Genomic DNA, 19,146 nt, shown 5'->3' on the forward strand with positions numbered 1-19,146 from the left:
ATCCCGATCTCGCATCGGGAAATTTTATTAATTGGTCAGTTGCAGGCTGAACCAAATTTCGGTCGCAAAGATAAGGAAGAGAACGTTACCTGTTGCCAGTTACCGGTAACCAGGATCTGGTAACGGGGTAACTTTATTTAAACTGCACCTTTCCTCCTATTAAGCCACCAAAACCAATTCTCACACCGAACTTATTTCCCAATCCCGGCTGGTATGCATTAACAAAATCAACGCGGAACACTTTAAAGATATTCTCAAGGCCGGCAAAAACTTCCACATAATAATTATTACGGTTCACATAAAACGTATTGGCGCCACCAACAAGGTTCCACTTAAGCTTATTAAACAAGGGAATTTTATTTGTCAGCAATCCATTGAAATGGTGCTCTGCATGACCAAACGCATAGAATTGTTCGGCATTACTGTATCGATAATACGGCGCCAACTGGAAACTATTCAGGTATTTAATATTGTAAAAAGTCTGGTTCCCGTTAAAATGTTTGAGATCAGGAATTGAAACCCTTTTATCGTTGATAAATCCGCCGATGCCGAACCTGTATTTGAACTCTCCACCCATTTTGAAATTCATCTTATCAGCTACCGTGAATTCCCATTTATCAAAATTGACATCCGATCCAAAGAGATCCTTAAATCCTTTGACGTAAGACAGTGTTAAGATGGGCTTATTGGAACCTAATGGCATTTTTCCCCAGGGATATTCAATAAAACGTTGACCGGGCTGCCAGCTTATACTAACTCCCGCCACCAATGCCTGGTGTTTTTTGAAAGACAACCTGGCCAACTCATAGGGATGATTGGGTAATAAGCTATCCCCTTTGTTGAAGAAGGAATAGTCCATTGTATTCTTCAATGGCAACCGGTCTTCATAGCTAGCGTAAACATTAACAGTGAAGCCACTTTCCAATTTATTGTTATACTCGATACGTCCAAACCAATTTTCATACAGCTTCATGTAATTCTTTTTCCCAAACAGCGTATAGGCTGCGTTTGTGAGTGGATCAATCGGATTGTCATGGTTAAACTGAGAGAGGCGTTTGCCGCCGGACAGCTTCAAATATCTTTCACGATAACCATGCTTTTTAGGCTTGATCATGAAATCAGCATAGGAATTCAAATGTGTATTGCTAAATCCATACCTCGTATTCCAATCGAGCTGATAATTGTACTTACTTTTAATATGGGAGTACGAAAAGCTTTGTTCAACATTTATTGATACGCCTTCCACCGTATTATACTCAACCTGGGATATAAGGGGCTTGAGTCGCCAGTTCAACGTAGATTTTCTACCATACCAATTATGTCCTTGTCCCGACCAAAAGACACCTTTAATGGAAATTGGTTTTTGATTTTTTCGCAGCGAATCAATCGACCGTTTTGACCGCAGGGAATCACGCATCAGTTTTGAAATGCTGTCTTTAAAAACAAAATTTCTTTTTTCATCCGATTCCAGTGCAACGGGCCGGACGTCATTCCAATAATTTGTATCCTTTTTATTGAATGCAGTGTCATACCGCATAATCGTACGGCCAAAATGCTTGCGGGCAAATCCGGGATTAATGTTATAGTCAGAATAAATATTGACAAAGTTGCCGGTGATATGAAAGCCAAATTGTTTTATACCCACATACATTACCTGGCTTCTTATTTTCCATATACCTGGCTTTACCGCAGCATGAAGTTGTGTAATGCGCATGGTGTCCAGCAACTCCAGCTGATTTTCTTTGGTAGTAATGAGATCTGTACTGAAAATGCGCCAATCATTTTCAGTAATTTGAATGCTGCCACTAAATAAGGGTTCATTCTTTCTTCGTGGTATTACCCGGATTGTATTGACCATTTCTCCATCTTCGACAAAACTGCCTTCATACTTGTACCGGTAGTAATTCAAAGCTCCATCAGCAATGGGTGAAATAAACCCTCTTGGATTAATGTTATTGCCGAAAACTGAAACATTATTTTGATAAAAATTGATAAAGAATGGAAAGCTTAACCCATAACCACCTCCGCTTTCACGGGACGAAATAACCCGGTACTTTATATTATTGGGTTTGGAGAAATCGACTTGCGTAACCGATTCGGATAAAAACAAAATGCCTTTACCCAATGAATCAAGTCCGTCGTTAGCATCCCTCTCTATTTTTTTCCCAAATATTCTTTTGGGCATAGCGCCTGAACGCATCAGACCTTTGATGTAAACATTTACCGAAAAAGAATCAACCTGGCTATTGTAATAATCTCTTTTTTTAATTGCATTGCGGATGATTTCGTAGGCGGGGTCTTCTCCTTTTTTAACAATCACCTCGCTCAGTGTAAGTTCCTGTATTGATAGTTTAAAATCGACTGTCTGATCGCCATCCACCACGGAAATTGTTTTCTCCTGCCTGGCATAACCCACATACTGGGCTACCAGCGTATATTGACCTGCTGCCAGTGAAATAGAATACCTGCCGGAGCTATTGGCATTGGCGCCTTTGTTGCTTCCTTTAATACTAACAGACGCATAGGGTAACACGTTACCTTTTTCATCAGTAATCACCCCGGAAACTCTCCCGGCGTTTGAAGAAAAACAATAAAATAGAAAAAGAAAAAAGAGTAGAATTGGTTTCATACGCAGAATAATGAAACGAAAATACTCTGGCGGATGTTACAAAAAACCCAAAGTGTGATGTCAGCAGCAGTGGTGCTAGCTTGTGGAACGGGTCGTTTTAGTGCTGCGTAAAAAAGTTCCACTCATAGCCGCAAAGCCAGCTACAAGGCCACCAACAAACCCGGTAATAAGTATTAACAGAAATGAATTAGGTCCAATGCCGAGCAATTCTCCTATCCTGGCGGATAATATCCCATCATTTTTGATATCAATCCAAAAGGAAAGTCCGCTCCACAATAATAAAACACCGCAAAACCCTGCTAAAAACGAAAGTCCTGCCTTTTGTATCACCAGCAGGCCTACAAGAAAAGCAGCAATGGCAATACCCCACCACGGCAGATACAGTCCGGCAATAAACGAAAGCAATGCTGTTAATATCAATGCTGCTAAAAATTTCATACGTAATTTTTAAACTTCTTTAATCCTATTAAATACATCAGTTACTAAGACTATCCCTTCGAAAATTTCATTGTCCACTTCACTCTCTTATCAATGGCGTCTGATTTTTTCATTACCCACAGCCGATAATATTCGCCTTTTGCCCAGGTATCAACAAAATTATCATAGTATCGGCTGCCAGGGTTGCCACTTTGTCCACCAGGATAAACGCCATAGGCTTCCGTAACAGGCGACAAATGGACGATCATTCTCCAGCTTGGCCCGTTGCTATGTGAAGTAGCGTTGATGATCTCTTTGCCACCACCATTCTTAATACCGGTAACAGCAAACGGCAATGCATTTGTCCGCAACAGGTGATAGATGGTGGTATTCTTAAATTCGGCCCAGCCGAGTTTATTTTCCTTTTCCTTCGAAAGTAAAAATGGGGCAGCTAATTTGAAACTCGCAGTTATTACATCAACAGCCGTTTCTTTTTGTGGTGTGTTAATATCATCAGCATATTGAAACAGGGAATCCTTAAGCAATCCATCAATTAAAGTAGATTCATGAGGATAAATTGGATCTTTTGCTTTAGCAAATTCATCATGCCAGACTTGTTTTTCAAGACTATCCATCCACACATCAAAAATAGCAGGTCCTTTTTCTTCCGGATTGTTTTCAAGGTTCCAGGTTTTGAATAAGTCCAGCAATCTCTTTTCATCGCTGTTCAATTTTGTTTCATCGATATGAGTTAGCAAAAAGGGACGAACAATTTCTGCCTTCGTATTAAAGTTATTATTCTGCAGCTCCATCATATCCTTAGGGGTTATTTGCTGCATACTGCTTAATCTTTTATTAATTGCATACCCCCTGTAAACGGCATAGTCGCCCGGAACAAAATATGGGTAAGTAGAATCCGTTGCCAATTGATTGGCACTGCTGACAAAACCTCTTTCCGGATTGACGGAATGCGGGTTTTCTTCCTGCGGTATCATTCCCTGCCAACTATAACTATCATCTTCGCCGGGCATTATGTACTTGCCCTGTTCAGGCCAGCGCAATGGTATTTCTCCTTGTTGCCAGAGTGCAATATCACCCCTCTTACAGGCAAAGACAATGTTTTGAACAGGACAGGTAAAATATTTTATGGCAGCTGCATAATCGTCATAATTTTTTGCCCTATTCAATTGCCACCACATCAGCAACTCGTTGGAAGGATCGTGAGCTTTCCATCGTATCGCAACAGCTTTGCCTTCCGAGCTCACATTCGTAAAACTCTTATCATACATAACCGGGCCAAAAACAGAATAAGCTACGGTGTCATAAACTGTATTACCTCCCCTTACTTTTATTTCTTCAATCCGGAGCTTACTGTCCGTCCATTGCCCCTTGTGCAAGTACTGTTGTTTTGAATCATCTTTAAATTTTATTTCATAGAAATCCATTACATCAATTCCTCCATTGGTAAAGCCAAATGCGACACTATCATTAAATCCAATGACCACGCCGGGAATGCCCGGAAACGATGTGCCATACGCATTAAAGGAAGGAGTATTCATCTGCAATTCATACCAAATGGCAGGAACAGTGAGATCAAGATGGGGATCATTGCACAAAATAGGAAAGCCGCTTTGAGTTTTGATGCCACTGACTGCCCAGTTATTGCTACCGACTCCCGGTGTAGGTTTATCCGTTTTATTTATTTCCAAGCTGTCTTTCTTATGCAGGTAGACCGAGTCTGAATTTGGAGGAGCTATTGCGCTAACGGAAGGTAACGGATAAGGCGTGCCTTTGGGGATAATAGGATTTAAGGAGTCCTGTGCATAAGGAAAAAGCATTTTCATTTCTGCTTCCGAAAATATTGTATGCAGGTCGCTATATTGAAAATCGTTGGCATAACCGTAACCGGCAAGTGTTTTAGTCATTTGTTTAATAAACAAGGCTGTCTTGAGTGTTGACCATTTTTCGGGTTTATAATCCAGCAGCTTGTACTCAATTGGCAACTCACTCTCCTTCATATTTTCAATAAAAGAATTAATCCCGGCAGTATAACTCTTCACAGCTTCACGGGTATTTTCATTTTCTTCGAAAGCTTTTGCCATATTTTCTGCACCATATGTCAGCCCCATGCGACGCTGTTCCCTGTCATAGTTAATAGCTTTTTCTCCAATTACTTCACTTATCCTTCCAGCCGTGGCCAAAGTTTGAAACTCCATTTGCCAGAGACGAAATTTCGCATGCAGGTAACCTTGTACGAAATAGGCATCGTTATCATTATCTGCAAAAATGTGCGGAACCAGTCTTTCATCAAAATAGACAGCCGTTTTTCCATTTAAGCTGGCAAACTTCAGGTCTTCATTAAAATCATAATCGGCAGCTTCTGCATTTTGCCAGAAACCGTGTTGTGGACTGAGAAACTTTCCCATCGGGGGAACTGAACCCCATTTTTTATTGAGCGCAATTACAAGACCTGCTGAAACAACAGTGGAAATAACAAAGGGGATTAACCTCATAAGCAATCAAATATTCAGAAAGATAAAAAAGAAAAAATGGATAGTTAACTTATTTAACAACAAAAAATATTCAGGGTAAGACTTCGAAAAGCAAAAATTGAGTCTTCTCTTTAACATTAAAATTATTGTCCGTCACCAATACAAGACTCCTTCTTCCGTTTGGAAGCGTCGGGCCGAAGGTTACTCCCTCTACATTGAAAATATCCCGCTTCAATGTATTGTTCACATCCAGCAAAAGTTTTTTTTGTATAGGTCTCCTGGCTGGCTGAACTTTCAACGAAGGTATTTCAGCAATATTTTCGGCACCCGTCGCATCTGCCAGGTATACTTTTATGTCAGTTGGTATCCTTCCGGTAGAATAAGCTCGTTCTATAACGATAAACTTTTCATTCCCGAGATAAAGAATGTCAGACACACCATTTATCTTAAATGCTCCCGGAGGGTTCGCCGGGTAAGGAATGGCATCGATCTCATAGGCGTATTGCGCCACTTGTTTTTTTGAAAACATGTCAAACTTTAAAAATCTCACCCAGGAGGTGGAGTCGCCAAGACCTGCTTTTGATCCATCTTCGTACAAAGCTTCCTCAACACATGCAAATAAGCTCTTGTAATCATCAGCAAAATCCAAACCTTCAAACACACTGTTGTGACGCGGACCTTTTTCAACAGCCTGCAAATGCATATTGGAGGGTAACGGTAAACTATCAATATACCGGCCCTTATTATCCATGATGACAATATCAGGTTGCTGGATATCCTGTCTACTATCCCTCACTCTTCTTTGACCTTCGCTGCCACGGATGAACAATTGGTGTATAGTATCAAAACGCATTGCTTCGAGGTCAGCAGAATGAAGAAGGTCTTTAGTAATGTCCGGATAGGGAACGCCGCTCGGATTTAATATTGGCGTCATACCAGTAAAAACAACACTATCAATGCCATCTTCATTCAGTAAAAGCTTTGCAGTATAAAATCTTGCCGGACCTTTTACAGAAGGATCATCACAGATCATGTAATACACATCCTTCGATTTATCATAATCAATACCTGACAAACCTCCAACGACAGTGCCCTGGTATTCGCAGCCATTCGGAACGATATACTCATTCACAAACTTTAGTCCGTTGATAGTATACTTTGATCGTGTTGAAATTTTTTTAGAGGAGGTACAGCTACTGATGAAGAGAATGCCAAAAGAAATAACCCAATAATTCCGCATCAAAATATTTTTTGCGTCAAAACTACGATGCCGGTCCCATTTTTCTGCTACGATTAGAAATGAATTAATTTCAGCATCAACAATATCAATTCATATCTTATGGCAGGAGAACTATCCGTCATACAAAAACTTTTAATCGCCAGTAGCAGCCCTGAAGCAAAGGCAGCTCACCAAAAATTTGTTCCGGGAAAAGAAAAGATATATGGCGTAAGAATGCCATACCTGAACAAGTTAGCCGACCAATATAAAACAGGCGGATTTAATTTGGTGGAGGAACTCTGGCGAGCGGGAGCCCTTGAAGAAAAAGTATTGGCCGTAAAAATTTTGGGGAAGATTGCAAAAAAAGACCCGGCCCGTTCGCTCCAACTGGTACAATTATTTGCAGAAAATATTGGTAGCTGGGCAGTTTGTGATGCGATAGGTATGCAGGGACTAAAACCGATACTTAAAACACACCAGAAAGCAATATTTGACCTGGCAAAAAAATATAACCAGTCTCCCGATTTTTGGCAAAGAAGACTTTCCCTGGTTCTGGTTGAATGGTACACGAGATTTAAAGAGCTGCATCCTGAGATCGATAAATTAATAGTTCCATTGGAAAATGATAAAGAATACTACGTAAAAAAAGCCATTGTATGGATCAGGAAGAATTTGCAAAAGGGGAAATAGTTTTTCCCTCAAGGCAAAGTCCTTTATAAAAAAACTCCCCACCGAAGTGGGGAGGCTGGGGAATCTCCAAATCACCGTTTATAGAGAGAAGTTAGGGCAAGAGAATGATGGTTTCCTTATTATTCCATTTCAGTAATGCCTTATTATCACAGTCGCCATTATTAGGATAGGTATAGTCCAACAAAAATTCATAAGAGCCGATTGTCATTTTCAATGTTCCTTCGCTTATCCAGGCGCAGCTAACTTTTTTGATGAGTGCATCCACTGTCTTGAGAGTAATCACTACACCGTTTTTGAAAGTAGTTTTTGATTCTCCTTCGATGGAATAAATATTGTCGGCTATTTCTGTGGTAGCAGCACCAGCTATTTGTTTGACATACTTTATTTTTTCGTAGGTGTAACCACGGCCGTTGGGGAATGTTACTTTTCCTCCCGTTACAACTACTGAAAATTTGATGTTATCATTTTCGCTCAGGTTAGTAATGACCTTAGTGCCCTCAACTTTCACCCGGCCAACCTGGAAGTCAACCAACGTGATAGTAACCACCGATCCTGGCTGACGTAGAGGACCTGTGAAATGCAAAACAATTTTTCCCTTTCTGAATTTAGCATCAGGACAGATATAGCCTTCGCCAAAATCGATTGTTACAGTTTTAGGATAAGTAATGTCATCAGGAGTAACAGTTATCACCGCTTTGGCTCCGATACGAACACGCAGTTTCAAAAAAGGAAAAGGACGTAGTCCCTCTGCACGGCCTGCACTCAGGATGCCTTCTTCATCAGCGGCAGTCATACTAATATCCTGCACGTCATCATAACTGGCTTCGGTTTCCATTCCTTCTGCAGAATACTCGGCTGCTTCTGTTTCGGATACGGCAGGACTGGATGGCTGGCTGGATTCTTTTTTACACGAGAAAAAGAAAAGACTTAGTGAAAGAATGATGGTGGCTAAGGAGAAACGGTTGATGGTCAAAAGCTTCATATAATTACTTTTAGGGTTTGTGAATTATTACTGCATCTTTGGAACTGCTAAAAACGTCAAAGTTTAACGCGGCCTTAATTTTTTTATCCATTGTTTTGAATGAAGCAGATAATTGGCTTTATAATAGCGTACTATTACGAGGTAAATAAACCCGTTATTTTAACTTGTACCGCCTTCATAGCGTTGTTTATCGGGCTTAACTATCACTATCATTTTGAGGAAAGACTTATTAATCACGAGGCAATTTTTTTAAACAGTTTCACTGACCAATTTCTAATTTACCTCCTCGCCTTCCTGGTTCCCTATCTTTTTATCGCTATGCGGGAAAGAGGTGGAAAATTCAAAAATCCCTGGTTATTGACCTGCATCGTTTTATCACCACTGCTGTTTGCGATAAAAGTGAGAATGAATACGGCTATTTTTATCAGTTCAGATGATCAATGGAACAACTACTGGAACGATATCATTTACTGGCCCCTTCGAATGATGGTGCTGGTGGTGATGCTTTTTATTTGCAAGCAGGTATTTCACAAAAAGGAAAAAAAATTCTATGGCCTTTCGGACAAACAGCTAAGCTATGTTCCTTATCTGATTATGTTGTTGGTGATGACGCCGTTAATTGCAGCTGCATCAACGCAACCGGACTTCCTGGCTACCTATCCCAAAATGAAAACGGTGCTGCCTTTGCCTGCCGAAGCCAGCCCAACATGGTTCTATAAACTTTTGTTTGAACTTTCTTACGGTACTGATTTTTTTTTAATCGAAATTTTCTTTCGTGGTTTTCTCATTGTTGGTTTTATAAAATGGGTCGGCAAAGATGCTATTTTGCCCATGGCATGTTTTTATTGCTCTATACATTTTGGAAAACCGTTGGGCGAATGTATCAGCTCTTATTTTGGAGGCTTATTATTGGGCATCGTTTCCTACAATACAAGATCTATCTACGGAGGTTTAATTGTACACTTAGGTATTGCCTGGCTAATGGAGTTGGGCGGTTATATCGGCAACCTTATGAAATAAATGGTTAGGGCTCGTATCGGTATTTGCAAGCATTCTATAAAATGGCGATGCCGGTCGATTAACAATGTAAAAGACCGGCATCGTGTGAATCAATTACTACAAGCCTGTAAGCCGGATCCTGTTTCCCGGCTTGAAAGCCGGAACGGTTATCATTTATCTGTTCCGAAAGTTACCTCCCGGAATCAATCTGCCTACCCATCAGCATCGGACGAGCCGCCCTCAATCGCTGACCTATGTGGCATTTCAGCATGCAAGGTTTACCCACCAATGATGTTACCACCACCAGTCGTGAGCTCTTACCTCACATTTTCACCCTTCCACTCCGTCTCCCTCTCCTTTGGAGAGGGATTGGGGTGAGGTTATTTTCTGTGGCACTATCTGTTTCGCCGTGGTTTGTGTCACCACAAACCACCTTGAACCCGGCTCTTCACCGGTGCATTGCTCTGCGCTGTCCGGACTTTCCTCCTCAATTTACATGAAGCGATAACCCGGCTTGTAGCAAAAATTTCAAAGACTAACTGCAAAAATAATTATAAGTTAAGAAAATCTGCGTCTATAGATTAAAAGAGAATTAATACTGAAAAAATATCTCCGTAGCCCCATAGCCAAACTGAGGATGATACTGGTTCACAAAAGATTTAACCTCCCTTCTTAAGCGTAGCAAATCATGAATTTCATCTCTTAATCTCCCTGTCCCCATTCCATGGACAACGGTTAGTGACGGCTGCATGTGGGACAGAGCCAGCTCATAATATTTTTCAAAGGTCTTTAATTGCAGGCTCAGGATTTCGTAATTACTCATGTTTTGCCATTCATCCGTCAACTTTTCAGCATGCAGATCAATCACTGTTCGGGGCGACTCCAAATGCTGTCTTGCTTCTTTTGCATTATACACTTTAAATCCTTTGGCGGCCAGTTTCCCCAGTTCTATCCTATCTTCTATCAATTTATCAGGATACTTATCAAACAATTTGTAGGAAAACGTGGCGAGGTTTTTTTCTTTGACCTCTTCAATCTTTGCAAAAAGCTGTTTGGCTTTTAGCTTTACCGACGACTCATAATAATCCGCCTTCTTTTTCTCCGGCTGCACCAATGAAAATTCAAAATCGAACGAAGGATTATCATTCATGTCTTCAAAAGGGATATCATGGAGATAAAAATCCTCAAACGAGTTGATCTTATTTTTCAGATCAAAATCTGTTTCACCAAAAAAGTTCAGCTTATAAATAAAATTATACGGCGTCTCCGTTCGATTGACCAAATGAACTTTCAATTGCTCGACGACAAGATCGCCGAATTCATCCGTATCCATCACCGGGAGAAAAGTGAGCCAAACACCATCCACGACTTTTTCAACCTGCGTCGGTTTTTCCCGCTTCACATCATCTACATATTTCTTTTGCTTTTTCGGCGGTACAATTTTTTTCTCCGTGAATCGCTTGAAATAAGGAAAGTCAATTTGATCCATATAAACCGGAAATCTCACACCTCTTATTTCCACCATCGCCATTTCTTCGTTGATAAAATCGACGATCTTACCTTCTTCATTCGAATGCAGTACCAATACAATGTCTCCAACCTGGTATTTCATGCTGCAAAGATAGGAAGAGGTGAATCCCGACGATACATGTCGGGATGCCGACCGACAGCGTCGGCATAGTGAGTGATGAATGTGCCGAACATCTATACAACCGCGGTAGTTTGTGGCGCCAGTTTACTATTGCGATAACCGTATAGGAAATAAATGACCAATCCAAGCAACAACCAACCAAGGAACCACGCCCAGTTGCTTTTGGTCATACCTGTCAACAAATAGAGACAGGTAGTAACGCCCATCAAAGGAATAAGAGAGAATTTTTTTATAAAACTGAGTACGCTTAATACAATACAAATTGCCCAAAAAATGATAATGGATATTTTAGGCGTTGCCAGGTCCATAAAAGAAGCATCGCCTGACAGGTAGTCCTTATCAGCCGAAAAATCAAAATCAAACGCATTTTTAAAATATCCTTTGCCATACTGTGCAAAAAGGAAAAGAGCCAGGGCGATGATGAGCGGATAAATAAATTGCCCGTTGATATAGGGCATGTTAAATCTTCCGGGTGTCTTTTCTTTTTGCGGAATTAACAATACGCCCCCGCAAACAAGTACAAAAGCAAACAGGGTCGCAATGCTGGTAAAGTCAAGTACAAAAGTTTTATCGGTAAATAAAATCGGCACACCAACCACAAGACCTGTTACGATAGTAGCAAAAGATGGGGTTTTGAATTTGTGATGAATTTTTTGAAATACCGGTGGCAGCAGACCATCGCGGCTCATGCTCATCCAAATACGCGGCTGCCCCATTTGAAAAACCAATAGCACACTTGTCATCGCAATCACTGCACAAACAGAGACCAGCAACTGCATCCAGCCGATATTCAGGTTTTGTGATTCAAAGATAAAAGCCAACGGATCTCCTACTCCATCGAAATTTTTATAATGCACGGCCCCCGTTAACACCAATGAGAGTAAAATATAAACAACGGTACAAATGACAAGCGAATAGATCATCCCCTTAGGCAGGTCACGTTGTGGGTTTTTACTTTCCTCCGCTAAAACACTTACGGCATCGAAGCCGATATAAGCAAAGAACACACCACTAACCGCCGCCATAACGCCACTGAAACCATTAGGCATGAAAGATTTTATCCCTTCATCGTTTGCAGGCTGCCAGTTAAACGTTAATCCGTTTGAAAACACCAAAGCACCTCCTACCAGGATCACCAATGCGACAATAGCAAGTTTTAATATAACCATGGCATTGCTAAAATTTCGACTTTCCTTTATTCCCCTGTAAACAAGATAAGTGATCAGCAGGTTGATAACGATGGCGGGCAAATCAAAGATGATCCGCAATCCGCCGATCATGGGAGCCGAACTCCAGGCATTTAATAACTCCTGGTTGGAGGAACCCTGTGTAACAGCTTTATGTGCTTCTTTATAACTCGTAGCAAGATAATCCGGAATGTGAAGATTTACTTTATGCAGGAAAGAGGTAAAATAATCACTCCAACTAAAGGCGACATATATATTCCCTATGGAATACTCCATGATCAGCGCCCAACCAATGATCCAGGCAAACAATTCACCAAAGCTGGCATAGGAATAAGTGTAAGCGCTTCCGGCGACGGGTATGCGGCTGGCAAACTCTGAATAACAAAAAGCGGTAAAAGCACATGCAATTCCTGTGATAATAAAAAGTACTACTACTCCGGGACCTCCTTTAAAAACAGCCTCACCCAGGCTGCTAAAACTTCCGGCGCCAATGATAGCGGCAATCCCAAAAAAAGTAAGATCTCTTACTGTTAATACTCTTTTTAATCCTGTCTCATGCCCCTCTTCGCTACCTTCAGCTAATATCGATTTGATCGCCTTTTTCCGAAACAAAGAATTTGCCATCGCCGGTTTGGTTTGAAGCCCTCAAAATAGGAAAAAAGTGTCAGGAAAAATTTATTTATCCTCCTTAGTTAAAAGCAGCATGTCCTCTGTTTTTATTTTTTCGATTATTTCATTGAAATGATCCAGGAAAAACTGTAGAAGGTCATTTTTGGAAGTATTGCCAAGCTTTACCAGTATCAGCTTAAAAGGCTCTTTCTTTACAATAAAGCTATCAAGGAAGTCGCTATCCTTGGTAACCACAATTCGTTGTTCGGTTATAGATATTGCGTTAATTATTTTATCAGGTGTTTCATTCCCAAATTCCAGATCAAGGGTGTGCAAACAATCAAAACCCCTTGAAATAAAAAAATCTTTAAGAGAAAGAGGCAATTGGGCATCAATAAGAAACTTCATGCTGCTTTAATTTCTGCATATTTATGTTTCATATTTAAAACAGCATATTGCAGGCAGGCCTGGAAATCTTCTTTTTCCAGATCTGGAAACTCTTTTAGCAACTCTTCAATTGAATCACCCCCTGCCAGATATTCCAGCAATCCCTCCACTGTATAACGTTTATTACGTATAGTCGGCTTTCCATGCGCTATTTCAGGGTTGATAGTTATTCTGTCTAAAAATGAGGTTGCCATACTATTAAATTGGTGTATGAAATTACAATTTAATTTCCACTGACTTACCATACTTTCCGATCTCTTTAATATTCCCTTTGTACTAGAAACTGCGCCAGATCTTTTACTGGTTGTTTACGGCCTGACAATACAGCTATATCCTCCAGGTGATTGAATGCTTCATCTAAAAACTGGTTTTTTAATTGCAGCGCCCAGTCATCAACTTTACAATCATGGAATAACTGTAACACTTTCGCAACCTTATCTCCAGGATTATTCTTCATCAATGACAGGATCTCTTTTAATTGTAGCGGAGAAGCTGTCTCCATTGCATGAATCAACAGGAAGGTCTTTTTATTGGCTAAAATATCGCCGCCTACTTGTTTACCGAATTTCTCCGGGTCGCCAAAGGCATCCAAATAATCATCCTGCACCTGGAACGCAAGGCCAAGCTTACGTCCAAACTCATACAGCAATCGTTGATTTCGTTCACCGGCACCACCCAAAATCGCTCCCATTTTTAAACTGGCCGCCAGCAACACCGATGTTTTTAATTCAATCATCCTGAGATACTCTTCCAGGCTAACGGTTTCTTTCGCTTCAAAATCCATATCGAGTTGCTGACCTTCACACACCTGCCTTGCCGTGGCATTATAAAGACCCAGTATCTGGTGAAGAAAATTGACATGAATTTTATTGAGGTGATCGTAGGCGATAACCTGCATCACATCGCCGGCTAATATCGCGGTACTTTCGCCATATTTTTTATGCACGGTTTCCATTCCCCGTCGCAGCGGGGCTTTATCCATAATGTCGTCGTGAATAAGCGTAAAATTGTGAAACAGCTCAATTGCAATAGCTACTTCCCAGGCATCGGGTCTTATTTCATCAAACATTTCATTGCCCATGAGGCAAAGAACCGGTCGAACCCTCTTGCCTCCCATTTTCAGGAAATAGTTATTCGCTTCATAGAGCGTAGCGGGTTCAGCAGGAAAAAGAGATTGATCGAAATAGCTGGTAAATTGCTGCGATAGCTGTTCGAATGAATGCATGGGGCGAAGATAATGGAAGATTTTTTTCTATGCTCTGACCAGCAACACCAAATGCCCTGTTTTGTATCTTCACGCCCCTTGAATATAAAACTGCATGAAAAGACCAATACTACTATTAATTTGTTTTAGCGTTTGTATTTTCTCCACCAAAGCACAAGACTCACTGCTGTGGAAGTTTGCAGCCCGGTCGGCCATCTATTCGTCACCCGTAATTGATGACGGCATTATTTATTTTGGAAGCAATGATTCCAGTTTTTATGCTTTGGATAAAAATACCGGCGCCCAAAAATGGTCATATAAAACAAAAGGGCAACTAAAATCGCAACCCTGTATTTATCAAGGAACCGTTATTTTCAACAGCAGCGACGGGTGGATCTATGCGCTTGATAAAAATAATGGCAGCCTGGCCTGGCGGTTCAAAGCCAAGGCTGAAAAAACCTATGACTTATGGGATTATTATCTTTCATCGCCGGTGGTTGTTGAGGAACTGCTTTACATCGGTAGCGGCGATAGCTGTGTGTATGCATTGAAAGCGGAAACCGGCAAGCTGGTTTGGAAATATAAAACAATGGACATTGTGCATGCCTCACCTGTTATTGCCGGTAAGAAAATTCTGATCGGAAGTTTTGACGGCTATTTTTATGCACTGGATCACAGGACCGGCAAACTTATTTGGAAATTCAATACCATCGGGGATGCTTATTTCCCGAAAGGTGAAATAGCCAACGCCGCTGCTGTATATAAAAACTCGGTTATTTTCGGGAGCCGCGATTATAACATTTATGCATTGGATATAAACTCCGGAACCGGCTTATGGAATATGAAAGAACGTGGAAGTTGGATAGTTGCCACCCCATTCGTTCACAACGACGCCATTTATTTTGGAACATCCGATTCGCACAGGTTTTATTGCATGGATGCGGGTAGCGGCGATATCAAATGGACGCTGCCTTTAAGTATGAGGGTTTATGGCCAGGCGGCAATGAACAAGAATAAAATATTTTTCGGATGTTTTAACGGCAAGCTCTATGGCGCGGACCATCAATCAGGAAAAGTAGAATACCTGTTTCAAACTCCTGAAAGCCGGGCCAGGTATAACAGCGTTTATGCTGACAGTGATAAATTCAAAGACGATTTCAACCTGTATGGAAACAATATGGAGCAATCAGAAAAAATGATACTTGGGTTGGGCGCTATTCTTTCATCGCCGTTAATCGAAAATGACACGATTTATTTTGGCGATGCGAATGGTTATTTTTATTGTATAAAGCTGAAGTAAAATCTTAGTCAGATTTCTCAAAATATCCAGATTTGCACATAGAAGTGATGTAGACATGTGCCGGGCTTACTTTTCAAACTGACAACAACCAAGGCAACGGACGCTTCGTATAACTTCAACACACGTCTCGAAAAGCTGGGTACTACCTCTTTATCCATGCTACAAATAATAGGGGACAGCTACAACAATACATATGTTAAGGCTCGACTTTGCTTCTAAGAGTATCCGTCTTAATCAATTCAGGAAAAGTTATGTCGAAATTGACATCTTTTGGCAGAATCTCCCTGCAATTTTTGAAAATATAGTCAGTAAATGTATCATAAAACTTCCATACGCTATCTGCAGTTTCTTTGGGAAGCTTGGATAACCTGTTTGGGAACATAATATGTCCTTGCTGTAATCTAAAAAAGCGATTCTTCAAGGACATTTTACTATCACAAATCACCCTCGCGTCTAAAAGATTGTTGCTTTGGATTTGTTCTTTCACACAATTACAATATTCCTTAGCCACGGCTTCTGGATTAAAATCTTCAGTTGTTCCCTTACAACCAAAAAATAGCAGCAGCAATAGCAACGCCATGCAAGCTTTTGGCTTATATCCCATAAGTACAATTGATTTGTGAAGTATTGCATTGTCCTAAAAATAGATTTATAAACACGTCTTTTCCAAATGTAACTTAACTATGATTTCTAATACCTATCAATCTTTAATTAGTTTTTGTTATTGCTCCGATTAGGAAAATTCGGATTTATATTTTCTTCCTCAATAACATCTTTTTCACAATTCTCAGAGATATATTCATAAAATGCATTACTGAACTCTAGCACGCTATCCCTAGTAGCTTTTGGAAGCCTAGATAGCCTATTCCCAAAAACGGCGTTTCCACGATCTAACCTGGCAAACCGATTCTTCAATATCAATTTGCTGTCACAAATTATTATAGCATCAAAAAAATCGTATTTTTCTCTTTGTTTCCTTAAACAATTACAGTATTCATTTGCTACAATCTTAGCATCAAACACCCTATTTTTTTTTTCGCATCCCAAAAGAAAAAATAAGAATATTGAAAATAATACGCACTTTTTAACTCTACTCATATGTGAAATTTGACTGTGAACTGTTTGTATTTGTATTGTACGTACCCTTAGGAACAAAGGGTTTAACATAAGGTTCCGCAGCCTTGGCTCGTGTCCCCCACGAACCAGCTACTTTACCTTAAAACACTTCACATAGACAGGTGAGACCACATCACGGCAACAGAATCTTCAAATAAGTAAGCGATCATGTCCGGGAGTTTGCCTTATCGCTTCTTTTTTCTTTTGACTCTTTTTATTTCCTCAATGTCTTTGCTTTCTATCGCTGTTTCGGAAGATAATACCCATTCATAATCCAGTTGCCGTTTGATCAAATTAGCGGCCGCCACTTTTATCCGCACTTTATCGCCCATCCTGAATTTTTTACCGCTGCGCATTCCTACTAATGCATAATCAGATTCTACATGGCGAAACTCATCATATTCCAATAAACTATTGATGCTTACCAGTCCCTCGCATTTATGATCTACTGTTTCCACCCAAAAACCAAAACTGGCAACACCGCTGATAACACCATCAAAATCTTCGCCGAGGTAGTTACGCATATACTGCACCTGCTTGTACTTATTGGCAGATCGCTCTGCTTCCATAGCGGCTCTCTCCCGTTCACTGCAATGCTTACATTTTTCTTCCAGTTTTTTATCAACGATAAATTGACTATCGAGCACTTCCTGTAAAATGCGATGCACCATGATGTCGGGATAGCGGCGAATGGGGGAAGTAAAATGGCAATAGTGTTCAAAACCTAATCCATAATGACCCACATTTTCAATCGTATACTTTGCCTTGGCCATAGTACGGATACCTAACTGCTCCAATACATGCTGCTCAGGCCGGCCATGTGCATCTTTCAGCAATTGATTAAACGAAGCGGCGATTGCCTCCGGCGTCGATGAATCAAACTTGTGACCAAATTTATTGGCGAATGCAATAAACGGTAAAAGCTTTTCTTCATCGGGTGTGTCATGTATCCGGTAAGGAAATGGCAGTGGTTTCCCCTTTACTTTTAATTTGGAAATATTCTCCGCCACATACCGGTTGGCCAGCAGCATAAACTCTTCGATCAACTGGTGCGACTCCTTGCTTTCTTTGACCATGATACCTATCGGATCACCCTTTTCATCCAGTTTGAAACGAACTTCCTGCGACGAAAAATTGATAGCACCTTTATTGAATCTTTTTTTACGCATTTTCTGCGCCAGTTCATTCAGCAACAAAATTTCTTCTGCATGATCGCCTGCCTTTGTTTCAATAATATCCTGGGCTTCTTCGTAGGTAAACCTGCGGTCAGAATGCATCACTGTCCTGCCTAACCAATACTGTTTTACTTCAGCTTTTGAGTTGACCTGGAAAATAGCGGAAAAGGTCAGCTTATCTTCATTGGGACGAAGTGAGCAAAGAACATTGGATATATGTTCGGGCAACATGGGATTCACCCGGTCAGGCAAATAAACGGATGTCGCTTTTTGATAGGCCGCTTTATCCAGCGGGTTATCCGCCTCTACATAATGACTTACATCTGCTATATGCACGCCAATCTCGTAAAGACCATCCTTGATTTTTTTTACAGAGATCGCATCATCGAAATCTTTCGCATCTACAGGGTCAATCGTAAACGTGAGAATATCTCTCACATCACGCCTCTTTTTTATCTCGTCATTGCTTATTGCATCAGGTATGCGTCCCGCTACTTCCAGTGCATCATCCGGGAACTCCAGCGGGAAGCCGTTATCCAGCAGAATTTCCTTCATCGCAGCATCATTACTGTTTTCCGGATCCATGACTGTCACCACTTCCCCAACAGGTCGTTTGTCGCCTTTTTCCCAGCGCACCAGCCGCACTACCACCCTATCCTTATCTTTCGCCCCGTTGAGATTACTCAATGGTACAAAAAGATCAGGCATTGGCTTTTCCGTATCGGTTACAAAAAAAGCAAAGTCCTTATTCAGTTGTATGTGACCGATAAACTCGGTACGTTTTCGTTCCAGCACCTCGATCACTTCACCCTGCATACGACGGCCAAAACCGCTTTTTATTTTTATCCGCACCGTATCGCCGTGCATCGCCGTATTAAAATCCGAAGGACGAATCAGTACATCGGTTTCCTGCTCAGGTACGATAACAAAGCCCATACCTGAACGGGTGATATCAAGCTTGCCTCTGAGGGTTTTGCCGGAAGAGGAATGATCTTTTTGCTTTTTCCTGGATGAATTTCTTTTACCCAT

General features: G+C 40.9%; 16 protein-coding genes and 1 other RNA gene. 3 read left to right on the top strand and 14 right to left on the bottom strand.

Annotated features, from left to right (window positions below):
• Positions 1-133 precede the first annotated feature (133 nt).
• The 4 genes from P2W73_RS11780 to P2W73_RS11795 form a co-directional block, all read right to left on the bottom strand.
• Positions 134-2,629 carry a DUF5686 and carboxypeptidase regulatory-like domain-containing protein gene (locus P2W73_RS11780; protein WP_276502243.1) on the bottom strand — a complete coding sequence of 832 codons (2,496 nt, stop codon included), beginning with the start codon at positions 2,627-2,629 and terminating at the stop codon, positions 134-136.
• A 75-nt stretch (positions 2,630-2,704) separates the two neighbouring features.
• The gene (locus tag P2W73_RS11785) at positions 2,705-3,067 is read right to left on the bottom strand and encodes a hypothetical protein (RefSeq protein WP_276502244.1); all 363 of its coding nucleotides are present in this window, start codon (positions 3,065-3,067) and stop codon (positions 2,705-2,707) included.
• A gap of 50 nt (positions 3,068-3,117) precedes the next feature.
• Positions 3,118-5,559: a penicillin acylase family protein gene (locus tag P2W73_RS11790; protein ID WP_276502245.1), complete on the bottom strand. Its 2,442-nt coding sequence runs from the start codon at positions 5,557-5,559 to the stop codon at positions 3,118-3,120.
• A 70-nt stretch (positions 5,560-5,629) separates the two neighbouring features.
• Positions 5,630-6,778, bottom strand: a complete 1,149-nt coding sequence (locus P2W73_RS11795; protein WP_276502246.1) for an esterase-like activity of phytase family protein — start codon at positions 6,776-6,778, stop codon at positions 5,630-5,632.
• 99 nt (positions 6,779-6,877) lie between these two features.
• Between P2W73_RS11795 and P2W73_RS11800 the strand changes: the two genes are divergently transcribed.
• Positions 6,878-7,447 carry a DNA alkylation repair protein gene (locus P2W73_RS11800; protein ID WP_276502247.1) on the top strand — a complete coding sequence of 190 codons (570 nt, stop codon included), beginning with the start codon at positions 6,878-6,880 and terminating at the stop codon, positions 7,445-7,447.
• A 91-nt stretch (positions 7,448-7,538) separates the two neighbouring features.
• On the opposite strand, the gene P2W73_RS11805 is transcribed toward P2W73_RS11800, so the two are convergent.
• Positions 7,539-8,429, bottom strand: coding sequence for a hypothetical protein (locus P2W73_RS11805; protein WP_276502248.1), 891 nt, complete (start codon positions 8,427-8,429; stop codon positions 7,539-7,541).
• A 99-nt stretch (positions 8,430-8,528) separates the two neighbouring features.
• Between P2W73_RS11805 and P2W73_RS11810 the strand changes: the two genes are divergently transcribed.
• On the top strand, positions 8,529-9,449 hold the full coding sequence (locus tag P2W73_RS11810) for a CPBP family intramembrane glutamic endopeptidase (RefSeq protein WP_276502249.1): 921 nt from the start codon (positions 8,529-8,531) through the stop codon (positions 9,447-9,449).
• 91 nt (positions 9,450-9,540) lie between these two features.
• On the opposite strand, the gene rnpB is transcribed toward P2W73_RS11810, so the two are convergent.
• The 6 genes from rnpB to P2W73_RS11840 form a co-directional block, all read right to left on the bottom strand.
• An RNA gene (gene rnpB / locus P2W73_RS11815) (RNase P RNA component class A) lies at positions 9,541-9,949 on the bottom strand.
• 71 nt (positions 9,950-10,020) lie between these two features.
• Positions 10,021-11,040 (bottom strand): Smr/MutS family protein, encoded by a 1,020-nt coding sequence (locus P2W73_RS11820; RefSeq protein ID WP_276502250.1) that lies wholly within the window; start codon positions 11,038-11,040, stop codon positions 10,021-10,023.
• Positions 11,041-11,132: 92 nt separating this feature from the next.
• A complete protein-coding gene (locus tag P2W73_RS11825) occupies positions 11,133-12,890 on the bottom strand; it encodes an amino acid permease (protein ID WP_276502251.1) in 1,758 nt (585 codons plus the stop codon).
• A gap of 51 nt (positions 12,891-12,941) precedes the next feature.
• Positions 12,942-13,283, bottom strand: coding sequence for a DUF5615 family PIN-like protein (locus tag P2W73_RS11830; RefSeq protein WP_276502252.1), 342 nt, complete (start codon positions 13,281-13,283; stop codon positions 12,942-12,944).
• On the bottom strand, positions 13,280-13,516 hold the full coding sequence (locus P2W73_RS11835) for a DUF433 domain-containing protein (protein WP_276502253.1): 237 nt from the start codon (positions 13,514-13,516) through the stop codon (positions 13,280-13,282). Before P2W73_RS11835 ends, P2W73_RS11830 begins: the two co-directional genes overlap by 4 nt.
• A 65-nt stretch (positions 13,517-13,581) precedes the next feature.
• Complete coding sequence (locus P2W73_RS11840) at positions 13,582-14,547, bottom strand: polyprenyl synthetase family protein (RefSeq protein WP_276502254.1); 966 nt, start codon at positions 14,545-14,547, stop codon at positions 13,582-13,584.
• Between the two features lie 94 nt (positions 14,548-14,641).
• Between P2W73_RS11840 and P2W73_RS11845 the strand changes: the two genes are divergently transcribed.
• On the top strand, positions 14,642-15,826 hold the full coding sequence (locus P2W73_RS11845) for an outer membrane protein assembly factor BamB family protein (RefSeq protein ID WP_276502255.1): 1,185 nt from the start codon (positions 14,642-14,644) through the stop codon (positions 15,824-15,826).
• A gap of 196 nt (positions 15,827-16,022) precedes the next feature.
• Here the strand turns inward: P2W73_RS11845 and P2W73_RS11850 are convergent, their stop codons facing one another.
• From P2W73_RS11850 to rnr, 3 genes are all read right to left on the bottom strand, one after another.
• Entirely contained in the window at positions 16,023-16,430 is a 408-nt protein-coding gene (locus P2W73_RS11850) for a hypothetical protein (RefSeq protein ID WP_276502256.1), read from the bottom strand.
• A gap of 107 nt (positions 16,431-16,537) precedes the next feature.
• Positions 16,538-16,924, bottom strand: coding sequence for a hypothetical protein (locus tag P2W73_RS11855; RefSeq protein WP_276502257.1), 387 nt, complete (start codon positions 16,922-16,924; stop codon positions 16,538-16,540).
• A gap of 203 nt (positions 16,925-17,127) precedes the next feature.
• Positions 17,128-19,146 (bottom strand): ribonuclease R, encoded by a 2,019-nt coding sequence (rnr, locus tag P2W73_RS11860; RefSeq protein WP_276502258.1) that lies wholly within the window; start codon positions 19,144-19,146, stop codon positions 17,128-17,130.

Origin of the sequence: Terrimonas pollutisoli (assembly GCF_029360765.1) — a bacterium.
Classification (GTDB): Bacteria; Bacteroidota; Bacteroidia; order Chitinophagales; family Chitinophagaceae; genus Terrimonas_B; species Terrimonas_B pollutisoli.